Annotated in this window: 13 protein-coding genes; 4 read left to right on the top strand and 9 right to left on the bottom strand. The window is 53.5% G+C overall.

Features of this window, described 5'->3' with window-relative positions; genetic code table 11:
- Positions 1 to 11: 11 nt before the first annotated feature.
- Both ACQG11_RS14865 and ACQG11_RS14870 read right to left on the bottom strand, forming a co-directional pair.
- Positions 12 to 995 carry an ABC transporter permease gene (locus tag ACQG11_RS14865; protein WP_022647237.1) on the bottom strand — a complete coding sequence of 328 codons (984 nt, stop codon included), beginning with the start codon at positions 993 to 995 and terminating at the stop codon, positions 12 to 14.
- A gap of 2 nt (positions 996 to 997) precedes the next feature.
- Positions 998 to 2,497 (bottom strand): sugar ABC transporter ATP-binding protein, encoded by a 1,500-nt coding sequence (locus tag ACQG11_RS14870; RefSeq protein WP_163346904.1) that lies wholly within the window; start codon positions 2,495 to 2,497, stop codon positions 998 to 1,000.
- Positions 2,498 to 2,904: 407 nt separating this feature from the next.
- Between ACQG11_RS14870 and fucI the strand changes: the two genes are divergently transcribed.
- From fucI to fucU, 3 genes are read left to right on the top strand one after another with little or no spacing between them, the layout of a single operon-like run.
- The gene (gene fucI, locus ACQG11_RS14875) at positions 2,905 to 4,683 is read left to right on the top strand and encodes an L-fucose isomerase (protein WP_426728505.1); all 1,779 of its coding nucleotides are present in this window, start codon (positions 2,905 to 2,907) and stop codon (positions 4,681 to 4,683) included.
- A 49-nt stretch (positions 4,684 to 4,732) separates the two neighbouring features.
- Positions 4,733 to 6,136, top strand: a complete 1,404-nt coding sequence (gene fucK, locus ACQG11_RS14880) for an L-fuculokinase (protein ID WP_211356605.1) — start codon at positions 4,733 to 4,735, stop codon at positions 6,134 to 6,136.
- The gene (gene fucU, locus ACQG11_RS14885) at positions 6,129 to 6,557 is read left to right on the top strand and encodes an L-fucose mutarotase (protein ID WP_023299449.1); all 429 of its coding nucleotides are present in this window, start codon (positions 6,129 to 6,131) and stop codon (positions 6,555 to 6,557) included. The genes fucK and fucU overlap by 8 nt, the downstream gene beginning before the upstream one ends.
- Before the next feature lie 40 nt (positions 6,558 to 6,597).
- Here fucU and cyoE read toward each other — a convergent pair whose 3' ends face one another.
- From cyoE to ACQG11_RS14920, 7 genes are all read right to left on the bottom strand, one after another.
- Positions 6,598 to 7,485 carry a heme o synthase gene (cyoE, locus tag ACQG11_RS14890; protein WP_022647242.1) on the bottom strand — a complete coding sequence of 296 codons (888 nt, stop codon included), beginning with the start codon at positions 7,483 to 7,485 and terminating at the stop codon, positions 6,598 to 6,600.
- Between the two features lie 11 nt (positions 7,486 to 7,496).
- Positions 7,497 to 7,823 (bottom strand): cytochrome o ubiquinol oxidase subunit IV, encoded by a 327-nt coding sequence (locus ACQG11_RS14895; protein ID WP_006809888.1) that lies wholly within the window; start codon positions 7,821 to 7,823, stop codon positions 7,497 to 7,499.
- Complete coding sequence (locus ACQG11_RS14900; protein ID WP_022647243.1) at positions 7,823 to 8,437, bottom strand: cytochrome o ubiquinol oxidase subunit III; 615 nt, start codon at positions 8,435 to 8,437, stop codon at positions 7,823 to 7,825. Before ACQG11_RS14900 ends, ACQG11_RS14895 begins: the two co-directional genes overlap by 1 nt.
- The gene (gene cyoB, locus ACQG11_RS14905) at positions 8,427 to 10,418 is read right to left on the bottom strand and encodes a cytochrome o ubiquinol oxidase subunit I (protein WP_023305582.1); all 1,992 of its coding nucleotides are present in this window, start codon (positions 10,416 to 10,418) and stop codon (positions 8,427 to 8,429) included. Before cyoB ends, ACQG11_RS14900 begins: the two co-directional genes overlap by 11 nt.
- A 16-nt stretch (positions 10,419 to 10,434) precedes the next feature.
- Positions 10,435 to 11,382, bottom strand: coding sequence for a cytochrome o ubiquinol oxidase subunit II (gene cyoA, locus ACQG11_RS14910; protein WP_006809886.1), 948 nt, complete (start codon positions 11,380 to 11,382; stop codon positions 10,435 to 10,437).
- A gap of 478 nt (positions 11,383 to 11,860) precedes the next feature.
- Positions 11,861 to 13,336 (bottom strand): muropeptide MFS transporter AmpG, encoded by a 1,476-nt coding sequence (gene ampG / locus ACQG11_RS14915; protein ID WP_022647245.1) that lies wholly within the window; start codon positions 13,334 to 13,336, stop codon positions 11,861 to 11,863.
- Positions 13,337 to 13,381: 45 nt separating this feature from the next.
- On the bottom strand, positions 13,382 to 13,960 hold the full coding sequence (locus ACQG11_RS14920) for a lipoprotein (protein WP_426728506.1): 579 nt from the start codon (positions 13,958 to 13,960) through the stop codon (positions 13,382 to 13,384).
- Between the two features lie 303 nt (positions 13,961 to 14,263).
- On the opposite strand from ACQG11_RS14920, the gene bolA reads away from it, so the two are divergent.
- Positions 14,264 to 14,581, top strand: coding sequence for a transcriptional regulator BolA (gene bolA, locus ACQG11_RS14925; RefSeq protein WP_003859051.1), 318 nt, complete (start codon positions 14,264 to 14,266; stop codon positions 14,579 to 14,581).
- The last annotated feature ends 57 nt before the right edge of the window (positions 14,582 to 14,638 follow it).

Genomic DNA, 14,638 nt, shown 5'->3' on the forward strand with positions numbered 1-14,638 from the left:
GTATCGAGAACCTAACGCATTCTTTTACGTAACGTGTCCAGGTAGACGGCGGCAACGACGACCACGCCCATCGCCACCATCTGCCAGAACTGGGACACGCCCATGAGATTGAGGCCGTTTTTCAGCACGCTCATAATGAACGCGCCTATGATGGTGCCGCCAATCGTGCCCACGCCGCCCATCAGACTGGTACCGCCGATCACTACCGCCGCAATGGCTTCCAGCTCATAACCCACGCCCACGGTTGGCTGGCCTGAGTTGAGACGAGAGGCGAGGATCACCCCGGCCACGCCGGTTAACAGGCCGCAGAAGGCGTAAACGAAAATTTTCACTCGCTGGACTTTGATCCCGGAAAGGTGTGCCGCCGTTTCATTGCTGCCGACAGCGTAGATATAGCGGCCCATCACCGTTTTCTTCAGGATCCACATGGCGATCAGTGCCACGATGACCAGGTAGAACACCGGATAAGGCAGAACGTCGAACAGGCGACCCTGTGCTAGCAGCTTGAACTGCGGGTAGTCAGAAAAATAAATCGCGCGGCCATCGGTCATCACCATATTGATGCCGCGTACCGACATCATTAAGCCGAGGGTGGCAATAAACGGTGGTATGGTCATTTTGGTGACCAGAAACGCGTTCACATAGCCGCAAAGTCCGCCTGCGAGCACGCCTGCCAGAATACAGACCGGCAACGGCATACCAAACCCGGCGGCGATGCCCACCGCAACCCCTGAGAACGCCACCACCGATCCAAGCGACAGGTCGATCCCGGCGGTAATAATCACAAAGGTCACGCCAATGGCCATGATGCCAATCACCGCCGTTTGCAGGGCGATAGTCATGATATTTTCAGTATTAAAGAAGAACGGTGAGCTGAAGCTGAAAAACAGAACCAGCAATACCAGGCTAAAAAGAGGCGCCAGACGCATCAGGAGCGCTTTATTTATTTTCATCGTATGACTTCCGCTTTGCGGCGATGGAACGGTAACGGACATGATTAATCCTCCAGCGTGGCGTATTGCATGATTTTTTCCTGGGTGGCGTGCTCAGCCGCTATTTCGCCGGCAATGCGGCCGCTGCGCATCACGAGTATGCGGTCGCACATTCCTAATACTTCCGGCAGTTCGGATGAAATCATGATGATCGATTTACCTTTAGCGACAAGGCGATTCATTAATTCGTAGATTTCCAGCTTGGCGCCAACGTCAATTCCCCGGGTTGGCTCATCAAAAATTAAAATATCGGTGTCTTTGCAGACCCAGCGGGCAATAATAATCTTCTGTTGATTACCGCCGCTTAAATTCAGTGCCGCCTGTTCCAGATGTGGCGTTTTTATTCGCAGCGTATCTACCAGTTTCTGGCTGGACTCCCGGCAGCGTTTTTCATCAACATTACCCGCGACGCCAGCGTAGTCCGGGTAATTGCCGAGCATAATGTTCATCTCAACAGAAAGGCCGAGGGCGAGTCCCTCTTTTTTGCGGTCTTCTGTTAAATAGCTGATGCCTTTCTCAATGGCGTCAGCCACGTCTTTAATACGTGTGGGGGTGCCGTTCAGCGTCAGGGTGCCAGCGTCGATCGCATCGGCGCCAAACAGGGCCCGGCCCAGTTCAGTTCGGCCTGCGCCCATTAAGCCAGCGAGACCGAGGATCTCACCGCGCCAGAGGGTAAAGTTGATGTCATGCAGTACACCATTACGCGTCAGGCCGTTCACCTCCAGCACTTTTTCTCTGCGCTGATGCGGCGGGCGTTTTGGGTAGATGTTATCGAGATTGCGGCCAACCATCATGGCGATAAGCTCGCCGATCTGAACCGTTTCATAATCTACGGTGGCGATGTATTGTCCGTCGCGCATGACGGTCGCGCGATCGGCGATCAGCGCCAGCTCTTCCAGACGGTGCGAGATGTAGACAATCCCCGTGCCCTGAGCCTTGAGCATCCGCGTGACGTCAAACAAACTCTCGATTTCACTTTCGGTCAGCGCGGCGGTGGGTTCATCCATGATTAGCACTTTGGCATTGACCGAAATCGCTTTGGCAATTTCCACCATCTGCTGCTGGGCTACGGTTAATTCACTGACGCGGGCGTCCGGGGCGATTTTTAAATTCAGCGTGTGCAGTATTTTCTCAACCGCCTGTCGCTGGGCGCGTTTATCTAACTGCCAGCGACTATTTTTGCAGAATTCACGGCCAATAAAGATATTCTCTTCCACGGTTAAATCGGGGAAGAGATTAAATTCCTGATGGATAATCGTAATACCTGCATGCTGAGCACTTAGCGGATCGCTGAATGATACGGATTGCCCTTCAAAGCGAATTTCACCGGCATCAGGTTGGTAAACACCGGATAAAATTTTCATCAGCGTCGATTTGCCGGCACCGTTTTCACCTAAGAGGGCATGAACTTCGCCGCAGCGTAAATCGAAATCAACCTGATTCAGCGCCAGCACGCCGGGAAAGCGTTTGGTAATGCACGTCATCTGAATAAGAGTCTCTGACATTGCAAAATTCCTGTGTTGGAAAGGCAATGAATCACAAGCCACAGTGATTTAGTTAATAAGCTAACTCGACTTAGCTTTCGTCCTTAAAAGCTATTTTAGGGTTATAATTTAGCCAAATCATTTGTATTCAAATTGTGACGTCGTGCAAAGGTATTTTGTTATTTTATTGAATTTAAACGATATGTTTAGTTTTTGCTGAATCGTAATACCTGACACTGATCGAATTTTGACCTCTCATCGTGAAACTGCTCACAGATCCTGCACATTTATCTTGTCTCATTTTTAGTGTGAATCCTAAGCTAATTCGAGTTAGCAAATTTCACCACTTTCCGTTCACGGCGCTGCCTGGGCGCTTTTTCACGGCTATGCCCCTGAGACGGATAGGTTAACCAACGTGAGGAAGGGCTATGAAAACGATAAAAGCGTTACCCCGTATTGGCATTCGACCTGTTATTGATGGCCGCCGAATGGGCGTACGCGAGTCTCTGGAAGAGCAGACCATGAACATGGCGAAAGCCACGGCGGCGCTAGTCAGTGAAAAATTACGCCACCCCTGCGGTACGCCCGTTGAGTGCGTAATTGCCGATAGCTGCATTGCCGGAATGGCGGAGGCCGCCGCTTGCGAAGAGAAGTTCAGCACGTGCCACGTTGGTCTGACGATCACCGTCACCCCCTGCTGGTGTTACGGGAGTGAAACCATTGATATGGATCCTCTGCGTCCGAAAGCGATCTGGGGCTTTAACGGCACCGAGCGTCCGGGGGCAGTATATCTCGCGGCGGCACTGGCGGCGCATAACCAGAAAGGGATCCCGGCGTTTTCCATATATGGCCACGATGTACAGGATGCGGGCGACGAGACCATCCCGGCAGACGTCGAAGAAAAATTGTTGCGCTTCGCCCGGGCGGGCCTGGCGGTCGCCAGCATGAAGGGGAAAAGTTATTTGTCGGTGGGCGGCGTCTCGATGGGGATTGCGGGCTCGATTGTCGATCACAACTTCTTTGAATCCTGGCTGGGGATGAAGGTGCAGGCGGTGGATATGACCGAACTGCGTCGCCGCATCGATCATAAGATTTACGACGAGCAAGAACTTGAGCTGGCCCTGGACTGGGCGCAAGCACATTTCCGTTTCGGCGAGGATAAAAACGCGGAGCAGTATCGTCGCAATGAACAGGAGAATGCCGCGATCCTGCGGGAGAGTCTGCTGATGGCGATGTGCATCCGCGACATGATGCAGGGTAACCCAAAACTCGCTTCGATGGGCCGCGTGGAGGAATCTCTGGGCTATAACGCCATCGCGTCCGGGTTCCAGGGACAGCGCCACTGGACGGATCAGTATCCAAATGGCGATACCGCAGAGGCGCTGCTGAACAGCTCCTTTGACTGGAACGGTATTCGCCAGCCGTTGGTGGTGGCGACGGAAAATGACAGCCTGAACGGGGTAGCAATGCTGTTTGGACATCTGATGACCGGTACAGCGCAAATCTTTGCCGACGTGCGCACCTACTGGTCGCCAGAGTCGGTTGAGCGTGTTACCGGTCAGAAACTCACTGGACGGGCTGAGCACGGCATTATTCATCTGATCAACTCCGGCTCGGCGGCACTGGACGGTACAGCGGAGCAGAAAGACGCCGAGGGGAAACCGACCCTGAAACCACACTGGGACATTACTGAGCAGGAAGCCAACGCGTGCCTGGCCGCAACCCACTGGTGTCCGGCGGTGCATGAATACTTTCGCGGGGGCGGTTTCTCATCAAACTTCCTCACCCGAGGTGGCGTGCCATTTACCATGACCCGCGTAAACCTCATCAAGGGGGTGGGCCCGGTATTACAGATAGCGGAAGGCTGGAGTGTTGAGCTGCCGGAACAAGTACATGACATTCTGAATAAGCGCACCGATTCAACCTGGCCCACCACCTGGTTTGCCCCACGTCTGACCGGTAAAGGCCCGTTCAGCGACGTCTATTCAGTGATGGCGAACTGGGGGGCTAACCACGGAGTATTAACCGTCGGGCACGTCGGTGCTGATTTCATCACCATGGCGTCCATGCTGCGCATTCCCGTGTGCATGCATAACGTACCGGAGGCGCTGATTTATCGGCCGACGGCCTGGGGCGCTCACGGTATGGATCCGGAAGGGCAGGATTACCGCGCCTGTGAAAATTACGGACCGTTATACAAACAATAAGCCGGTTTGCCAGCCTGCTCCGGCGGACTGGCAGCCTGTGGGGACCGCAATGAAAAAATGTTTTCTGGTTCTCGATTGTGGCGCGACGAACGTGCGCGCCATTGCGCTGGATCCTGAAGGGAATATTTTGGCGCGAGCCTCGGTGGCGAACGAAAGCGAAAGTGCCGCTGAAAATCCGGCCTGGCACCAGTGGTCGCTCGACGCCATCATGCAACGTTTTGCCGTCTGTTGTCAGAAAATCAGCGCAGTGCTGAGCATGCATCAACTGTGCGGAATGAGTGTGACGACCTTTGGCGTGGATGGCGCGCTGGTAGATGAGCGCGGAGAACTGCTTTACCCGATCATCAGCTGGAAATGTCCACGGACCGTGCCGGTGATGGAAGCGGTTGCCCGTTTATGCTCCCCGGCTGAACTACAGCAGATCACCGGCGTTGGGCAGTTTAGTTTCAACACGTTGTATAAGCTAGGCTGGCTTCAGGACAACCATCCCGATCTGTTACAGCGTGCTCACGCCTGGCTTTTTATCTCCTCGCTAATCAACCATCGCCTGACCGGAAAAATGACGACTGATCTCACGATGGCCGGTACCAGTCAGATGTTCGATCTGCATCAGCGGTGCTTCAGCGAAACGATCTTAAGCAAGATCGGCGTGCCTCATTCCCTTTTCCCGCCGCTGGTTTCCCCCGGAGAGATGATGGGTGAACTGCAGCCCGACGCTGCATCCAGACTCGGATTGCCTTGCGGTGTGCCGGTGATCTCCGCCGGGCACGATACGCAGTTTGCCCTTTTTGGCGCCGGTGCGGGAATTAATGAGCCGGTTCTCTCTTCGGGAACCTGGGAGATTTTAATGGCGCGCACCTCGCAGGTTGATACCGCTTTACTGGGGCGATACCCGGGCGCGACGTGCGAACTGGATAGCCGGACGGGGCTCTATAATCCGGGAATGCAATATCTGGCGTCTGGCGTACTGGAGTGGATCCGCGCGCTGTTCTGGTCGCCTGATGTCAACTGGGACACTATTCTGGCTCAGGCGGCGGCAATTCCGTACGGGGCGGATGGCGTCACGATGAATACCCAGTTGCTCGATTCTCCGCTCGCCGGCTGGCAGGGCGTTACGCTCACCACCACGCCAGCCCATTTTTACCGCGCAGCCCTGGAAGGACTCACGGTGCATCTGCAAGAAAAACTCCAGGCGCTGGAGGCGATCGCGCAATTTAAGGCGCGTGAACTCCTGCTGGTGGGGGGAGGTAGCCGCAATATGCTGTGGAATCAGCTCAAGTCCAATGCGCTTGGGATCCCGGTGAAGGTTCTTGAAGATGCAGATACGACCGTGCTGGGGGCGTCTTTGTACGGATGGTGGGGCGTCGGAGAAACGGCCAGCGCTGAGGCTGCTCGCGATCGGGTCCACTATCGTTACCGTTATTTCTATCCTGAGGAGCAAAGCCGTGCTTAAAACGATATCCCCACTGATTTCACCCGAGCTGCTGAAAACGCTGGCAGAGATGGGCCATGGTGACGAGATTATTTTTGCAGACGCTCACTTTCCCGCGCACAGCCTGGGGCCAAAGACGATCCGCGCAGATGGCCTGCTCATCAGCGATTTGCTGGCCGCGGTGATACCGCTGTTTGAACTCGACAGCTATGCGCCACCGCTGGTGATGATGGCCCCTGTCGACGGGGATACGCTCGATATACAGGTAGAAGCACGCTATCGCAACGCACTTTTTGGTGAGGCGGAAGGGGAGGGGATTATGCGTATTGACCGTTATGCGTTTTATGCGCGGGCACAGAAAGCGTACGCCATTGTGGTGACAGGCGAGACAGCGAAATACGGCAATATACTGTTAAAGAAAGGGGTTACGCCGTACCAATAAAAAACGCCGGGTTAAACCCGGCGTTTTCACTTCAGTCTTCTTACCAGACGTACGTCAGCAGGCTTTGTGAATCTGGCACCATGAAGTCTACGGACATCATCACGGACAGGGAGGTGATGGCGACAATCGAGAACACAAACAGCTTGCGTGCCCAGACCTTGTCATCTTCCACTTTGTAACCGCGCAGAGCCATGCCGAGCCACCAGACGCTCACCGCAGCTGCTACCACCAGATATTTATATCCGGCGTAACCGCCCAGAGAGAGCATCAGCGTTGCCACGGCAAAAGCGATGATGTACAGCGTGATGTGGTTTTTGGCAACTGAGATGCCTTTCACGACCGGCAGAACCGGAATGTTTGCTGCCTGATAATCCTTAAAGCGGAAAATCGCGATGGCGTAGGAGTGCGGCATCTGCCACAGGCTAAAGATAGCCAGCAGGATCAGCGCACCGCTGTCGAACTCGTTCGTGACGGCGCAGTAGCCAATCACCGGCGGCGCAGCGCCGGAGAGAGAACCAATCAGCGTGCCGTAGACGGAGTGGCGTTTCATATACAGGCTGTAGACGCCTACATACACCACGAACCCCATCACCCCCAGCCAGCAGGCCAGCGGGTTAGCACCAAACCACAGCAGCATAAAGCCAGCAATACCCAGCAAGGTGGCGTACACCAGCGAGACGGAAGGAGCAATCAGACCTTTAACCAGCACCCGATTTTTGGTCCTTTCCATCTTCTTGTCGATATCCATGTCGATGTAGTTGTTAAATACACAACCGGACGCAACCACCAGTGACACACCGACCAGCGTGTAAATAAAGAGGGTGTAATCAATGCTGCCTTTAGAGGCCAGCAGGAACCCTCCGATTACGGAGATCAGGTTGCCAAAGATGATGCCTGGTTTCGTGACTTGCAGGTATTGCTTAAACATACTCGCCGCTCTTAGTGAACCATCATGTTGTAGTTAAGGTTCCACATAATCCAGATGGAACCGACTACCAGGATAGCGATGATAATCACGGTAAAGATAAAGGCCGTCATGTTCCAGCCTTCATCGGACTTGGTGTTCATGTGCAGGAAGCAAACCAGATGCACCAGAATCTGAATCACCGCGGTCACCAGGATTGCGCCCAGGATAACCGGCTTAGATGCAGAACCGTTCATCACCATCCAGAACGGGATCACCGTCAGGATGATCGACAGGATGAAACCTGTCATGTAGGTTTTTACGCTGCCGTGGGAAGCGCCATGATCGTTAGAATGACTCATTACATCGCCCCCATCAGATAGACAACAGAGAACACACAGATCCATACCACGTCCAGGAAGTGCCAGAACAGGCTCAGGCACATGATACGGGTACGGTTAGTACTGGTCAGGCCGCGACGGGAGATCTGGAACATCAGCACTGCCATCCAGATCAGACCCGAGGTCACGTGCAGACCGTGGGTGCCGACCAGCGCGAAGAACGCTGACAGGAAGCCACTGCGATCCGGACCAAAGCCTTCCGCAATCAGGTGATGGAATTCATAGATTTCCATCCCGATAAAGCCAGCACCAAACAACCAGGTCAACGCCAGCCAGGAAACAACCTGGCTTTTGTTGTTTTTGTACATGGCGATAGCTGCCATGCCGTAGGTGATGGAGCTGAATAACAGCAGTGCGGTTTCAACCAGAACGAACGGCAGCTCAAAGATGTCCTTACCGGTCGGGCCGCCCGCTGTGCCGTTCACCAGAACGGCATAGGTTGCGAACAGACAGCAGAACAAGATGCAGTCGCTCATCAGGTAGATCCAGAAACCGAAGACTTTCGTCGGTCCTGTATCATGGTGCGCATGTTCATGCGCGTGGGCAGTCGAGTGCGCCAGAGTATCAGTTGCCATTTTTCAGCCCCGCTTTAGAAATCTCGTCAAAATGCTGGTTTTCCAGCTTTTCAACTTCACGGACTGGTACGTAGTAGTCCACGTCCTCGTCAAAGCTCTTCACAATCCAGCTGATTACGATGCCAGCGAAGCCAACAATCGCCAGCCACCAGATGTGCCAGATCATTGCGAAACCAAATACCGTTGCGAAGGCGGCAATCACGATGCCCGCACCGCTGTTTTTCGGCATATGGATCTCTTCGTAATGTTCAGGTTGCTTGTACGCTTCACCTTTTTCTTTCATTTCCCAGAATGCGTCACGCTCATGAATGTGCGGCACTACGGCAAAGTTATAGAACGGAGGTGGAGAAGAGGTAGACCACTCCAGCGTACGGCCACCCCACGGGTCACCGGTCAGGTCGCGGTTCAGGTTACGGTCACGGATAGACACGTAGTACTGAATCAGCTGGCACAGGATACCGCAGGCAATCAGCGCGGCGCCGCCCGCTGCAATCATCAGCATCGGATGGAACTGCGGATCGATCTGCTGGCTCAGACGACGGGTCATCCCCATGAAGCCCAGCACGTACAGCGGCATAAACGCCACGAAGAAGCCGATGATCCAGAACCAGAATGCGCGTTTGCCCCATTTTTCGTTCAGGGTGAAACCGAACGCTTTTGGCCACCAGTAGGTCACACCTGCGAAGCAGCCGAAGACGACGCCGCCGATGATAACGTTATGGAAGTGCGCAATCAGGAACAGACTGTTGTGCAGGACAAAGTCAGCGCCCGGAACCGCCAGCAGCACGCCGGTCATCCCACCTACGGAGAAGGTCACGATGAAGCCGATGGTCCACAGCATCGCTGAGTGGAACTGGATACGGCCCTGGTACATGGTGAACAGCCAGTTGAAGATCTTAACCCCGGTCGGGATCGCGATAATCATAGTGGTAATACCGAAGAAGGCGTTTACGTTGGCGCCCGCACCCATGGTGAAGAAGTGGTGCAGCCAGACGATGAACGACAGGACGGTAATACACACGGTTGCCCACACCAGAGAGGTGTAACCAAACAGACGTTTACGCGAGAAGGTTGCCGCGATTTCGGAGAACACACCGAACACCGGCAGAACCAGGATGTACACTTCCGGGTGACCCCAGGCCCAAATCAGGTTGATGTACATCATCATGTTGCCACCCATATCATTCGTGAAGAAATGGGTACCCAGATAGCGATCCAGGGTCAGCAGCGCGATGGTGACGGTCAGAATTGGGAACGACGCGATAATCAGGACGTTGGCGCACAGAGATGCCCAGGTAAATACTGGCATCTTGAACATCGTCATACCTGGTGCACGCATCTTCAGGATGGTCACGAAGAAGTTAATACCGGTCAGGGTGGTACCGACACCGGAGAGCTGAAGCGCCCAAATCCAGTAGTCAACGCCCACGCCCGGACTGTACTCAATTCCCGAAAGTGGCGGGTAGGCCAGCCAGCCGGTCTGAGCAAATTCGCCCACACCCAGTGACAGGTTAACCAGGATAACGCCGACAACGGTGAACCAGAAGCTCAGGTTGTTCAGGAACGGGAACGCAACGTCGCGCGCGCCGATTTGCAGCGGAACGACAACGTTCATCAGACCGATTACCAGCGGCATCGCCACGAAGAAGATCATGATAACGCCGTGAGCGGTAAAGATCTGATCGTAGTGGTGCGGTGGCAGGAATCCGGCTTCGCCCGCAGACGCAAGCGCCTGCTGGCTACGCATCATGATTGCATCCGCAAAGCCACGAATTAACATGACGATACCGACGATGCAGTACATGATGCCGAGTTTTTTGTGGTCAACCGAAGTCAGCCACTCGTTCCACAGGTAGCTCCACTTACCGAAGTAAGTGATCAGGCCAACTAAGGCCGCGCCACCAATGATAATTGCAGCAATCGTAACCATGATAATGGGTTCATGGTACGGCACCGCATCCAATGTCAATTTTCCGAACATTTTCTTCCTCGGCCCCTTAGTGAGCGGTTTCCGCGTGGCTCATGTCCATGCCTTCCATACCCTGGTGCGTGTTGTGCTCGCCTTCAGGCTGGGTCATGTCCATGCTCATGCCGTGATCCATAAATTTGCCAATAACATCTTTGAACAGATTCGGTTTCACGTTAGAGAAGTACTCCACCTTGTTGTATTCGCTAGGTGCAGCCACTTTTTCGAACGCCGCCATGTCAGACATGGTGTTTGGAGACTGCTTCGCTTTTGCAACCCACTGGTCGAAAGTCGCGCGGTCTGGCGTAGCGATAGCTTTGAACTTCATACCCGAGAAGCCCGGGCCACTATAGCTGGCGGAGATACCGTCGTAGGTGCCTGCTTCATTCGCAATCAGATGCAGGTTAGTCTGCATACCGGCCATCGCGTAAATCTGGCTGCCCAGACGTGGGATGAAGAAGGAGTTCATTACGGAGTTGGAGGTCACTTTGAACTGAACCGGAGTGTTCGCCGGGAAGGCGATTTCATTCACGGTAGCAATGCCCTGTTCTGGATAGATGAAGAACCATTTCCAGTCCATGGAGACCACTTCAATGGTAATGGGTTTTTCATCGTGAACCAGCGGTTTGCTCGGCTCAAGTGCGTGAGTGGTTTTCCAGGTCAGTACAGCAAGGAACAGGATGATCAGAATAGGTACCGTCCAGACCACAGCTTCCACTTTATTGGAGTGTGACCAGTTAGGGCTATACTTCGCATCTTTATTGCTCGCACGATACTTCCAGGCGAAACCAACAGCCATCAAGATGGCAGGAATAACCACAATCAACATCAGGCCAAAAGCCGTCAGTATCAATGAACGTTGTTCCAGTCCAATCTGTCCTTTGGGGTCTAGTAGTGCAGAATCGCAGCCACTGAGTAATACAGTGCCTGCGAATAATGACAACCATCCCAAACTTTTATTGTATTTCCTGAGTCTCATTTAACGACCTCAATTCCACGGGAGTCTGGTGGCGTTTAAAGTGTGGGGGCATTTTACGGGAAGGTTACATTACTGTAAACATCATTAGCCCTGTGTCAGGAAGGTGTTACTGGGTTCTGCCGCACATGTCACAAGTGTTGCAAATTATGTCGCGTTTCCAGACGGAAGCCGCACGGAGTGGGCGTTATAACGAAAGGGTGCCCCAGCATACCGCAAAAGGGACAATTGGTATAACCATTGCGAAAAACACACAATTAGTTAACAATTAATTATCAATAAAAAGACAACTAAAAAACGAAAATTCAATGTTTCGAATGCTGAATCGTTTAATGAAAAATAGCGTAGCGAAATAAGCTCCAATAATTTCCGAATGCTATCCCGCACAAAACAACAAATATTTTTTTTGTCGATGGCGGTTATTTCACCGTTATAATTTCGGGCTGTTATTACAACGGGAAATAACCTTTCGCTTTTTACTTCATGTCATCTGCGTTTTTCGTAATGACATGAAATCCAGCATCCCACCCGTCAGGATCCCCGCCAGAGCGAGAAACACACCTGCATCAAGCAGAAGGGTTTCAAAAGGAAGTGACAAGTCGGTAGTCGCATTCATGATGAGCACCGTGAGCCACCCTACCAGGGCAAGACAACCTGCCATTAGCAGACGCAGGGCAAACCGATAGGCAGCGTGATATTCCGTGCGCGGCATGAAGTGTTCCGTCCGCTGGGTATATTCCAGCGTCTGGCGACAGACCAGCAGCAATAAAATCCCCGGCACGGCCGCCACCACCGAGAAGAGATAAAAGGTCGGCCAACCGTAGGCTTCAACAAACCAGCCCGCGACGGGGCCAACGTATACGCGCCCGACGGCGGAAAGGGCAGAGAGCAGCGCAAACTGGGTAGCGGAAAATGACTTATTGCACAGCGTCATCAGCAGGGCGACAAATGCCGCAGTGCCCATACCGCCGCACAGGTTCTCAAAGAATACCGCCGTCCCCATACTGATCATATTCTTGTCGGTGATCGACAGCAGCCAGTAACCGGCATTCGATGCGCCCTGAAGTATGCCAAATATCAGCAGAGCGCGGAACAGCGTCAGGCGCTGCATCAATACGCCGCCGTACAGCGCGCCGACAATCGTGGCAAACAGCCCCAGGGTTTTGTTCACCACGCCGACCTCGCCCGCATCAAACCCGACGCCGCGGATCAGGAAGGTAGTGGTCAGACTCATGGCGAAAGCGTCGCCAAGCTTATAAAGGACAATAAGCAGCAGGATCAGCCAGGCATTATTGCGACCAAAGAAGTCGCGCAGCGGTGCGGCGACGGCCTGCTCCAGCGAGCGTGGAACCGGGATCACATCGCTCGGTTCAGGCGCGAACAGGGTGGCAATAATGCAGGGGATCAGCAGTGCGGCCATCAGCCAGTACATGCCCTGCCAGCCGAGATAGCGGTCAGCAAGCCACAGTGCGAGTCCGCCGGAAACCAGCATACCCAGGCGGTAGCCGAGCACGCTGATTGCCGCACCGGCGCCACGCTCTTCCGCTGGCAGGACGTCCGTTTTCCAGGCGTCAAAAACAATGTCCTGCGAGGCGGAGCAGAAGGCGATGACCACCGCAAGCGCGGCCATCCAGCGCAGCTGCGTTGACGGTTCAAGGAAACCCATTGCGGCAATGGCCAGCAACAGCAGCACCTGCGTCATCACTAACCAGCCGCGACGGCGCCCGAGGAACGGTGGGGTATAGCGATCCATCACTGGCGACCACAGGAACTTAAAGACGTAAGCCTGGCCGACGAGCGAGAAGAAACCAATGGTTTTAAGATCGATGTTCTCAACCGTCATCCACGCCTGTAACGTGCCGGAGGTGAGCGCAAGGGGTAAACCGGAGGCGAAACCCAGGATCAGCAGAATAGCTGATTTCGGTTGCTGGAAAATGCGTAAGTAGTGACTGGACATGTTCTTATGAACTGACCCGGTGAAGCACCGGGTCAGTCAGCAGGATTAACGTGCGTTCTGCTTGATGAAGTCGTGAATGCTGGTGTCCTGTGCCATGTCGGCAATGGTGTCAGTCAGCACGCTGTTAACCGCGTTAGCGATATTTTTGTTGGAGGCCTGGAATGCGCCTTCAACGGAATAGCTTGCACGGTAGTTTTTGTTCATCTTGTTGCCGTTCTTCGCGGTAGCGATGATGGAGATATCGGCTTTGGTCGCAATGTTGTAGCGAACGTTACCCTGGGAGACGTCAGCGTACAGGTTGTTCACGATGATTTGCAGATCAACCACGCCGCTTGGGCCAATCATGTAGCCACGGGAGGTCATCTGTTTTTCCAGTACTTCCTGCAACAGGAAGCGCAGGTCGCGGGAAGCGGTCAGCGTAACCTGCTGGTTGTCGCGAGTCACTTTCGCCAGCGCCTGGTCCTGACGCTGATCGGCGCCATTAATGCTGACCGTCACGCCCATCAGGCTTGGATCCTGCTGAGGCAGGGTAATTTTTGGTGAAACGTCAATGGTCGTCGGCGGGGTTGCGCAACCGGCGAGCATAAAGAGTGCTACCAACGGAAAGAAGATTTTTTTTAACATTTTCGGGTTCTCAACGAATCGTAAGCAAAGAGAGAAAAATTGCCGCCATCATAACATCGCCAACGGCCAGGGGAAGTGGTCAACGCATGTAAATTCATCGCCTTGTCCGAAAACTGACCACCTTTCCGCTTTTCTCTGCCTGTAAGTGACAAAACGTATGAACCTCATAGTGAACTTCATCCGTTTGGATGAGAAAATCAGACGAAAGCTAAATATTTGTTGTCACGGTGTAATGGAACCGGTAAAAGCGGCTAATATTTAAAGGGATGGGTGACATCTTAGCGTTGTCGGAGGAGTGATTTCATGATGATACGTGAACAGATAGAAGAAAAATTAAGGGCAGCGTTCAACCCTGTGTTTCTCGAAGTTGTCGACGAAAGCTATCGTCATAACGTGCCGGCAGGTTCTGAAAGCCACTTCAAAGTGGTTCTGGTCAGCGATCGCTTCACGGGAGAACGTTTCCTGAACCGACACCGCTTGATCTACAGCACCTTGACGGAAGAACTCTCCACAACCGTACATGCGCTGGCGCTGCATACCTACACCATTAAGGAATGGGAAGGGCTGCAGGATACGGTATTCGCATCACCGCCTTGTAGGGGTGCAGGCACCATCGCCTGATAAATCGGATTTGCAACCGCCGGAGTTTTTCCAGTATGTTGCTTACAGATTTCGTCA

This window comes from Enterobacter cloacae complex sp. 372C4 (genome assembly GCF_050030615.1).
GTDB classification, from domain to species: domain Bacteria; phylum Pseudomonadota; class Gammaproteobacteria; order Enterobacterales; family Enterobacteriaceae; genus Enterobacter; species Enterobacter intestinihominis.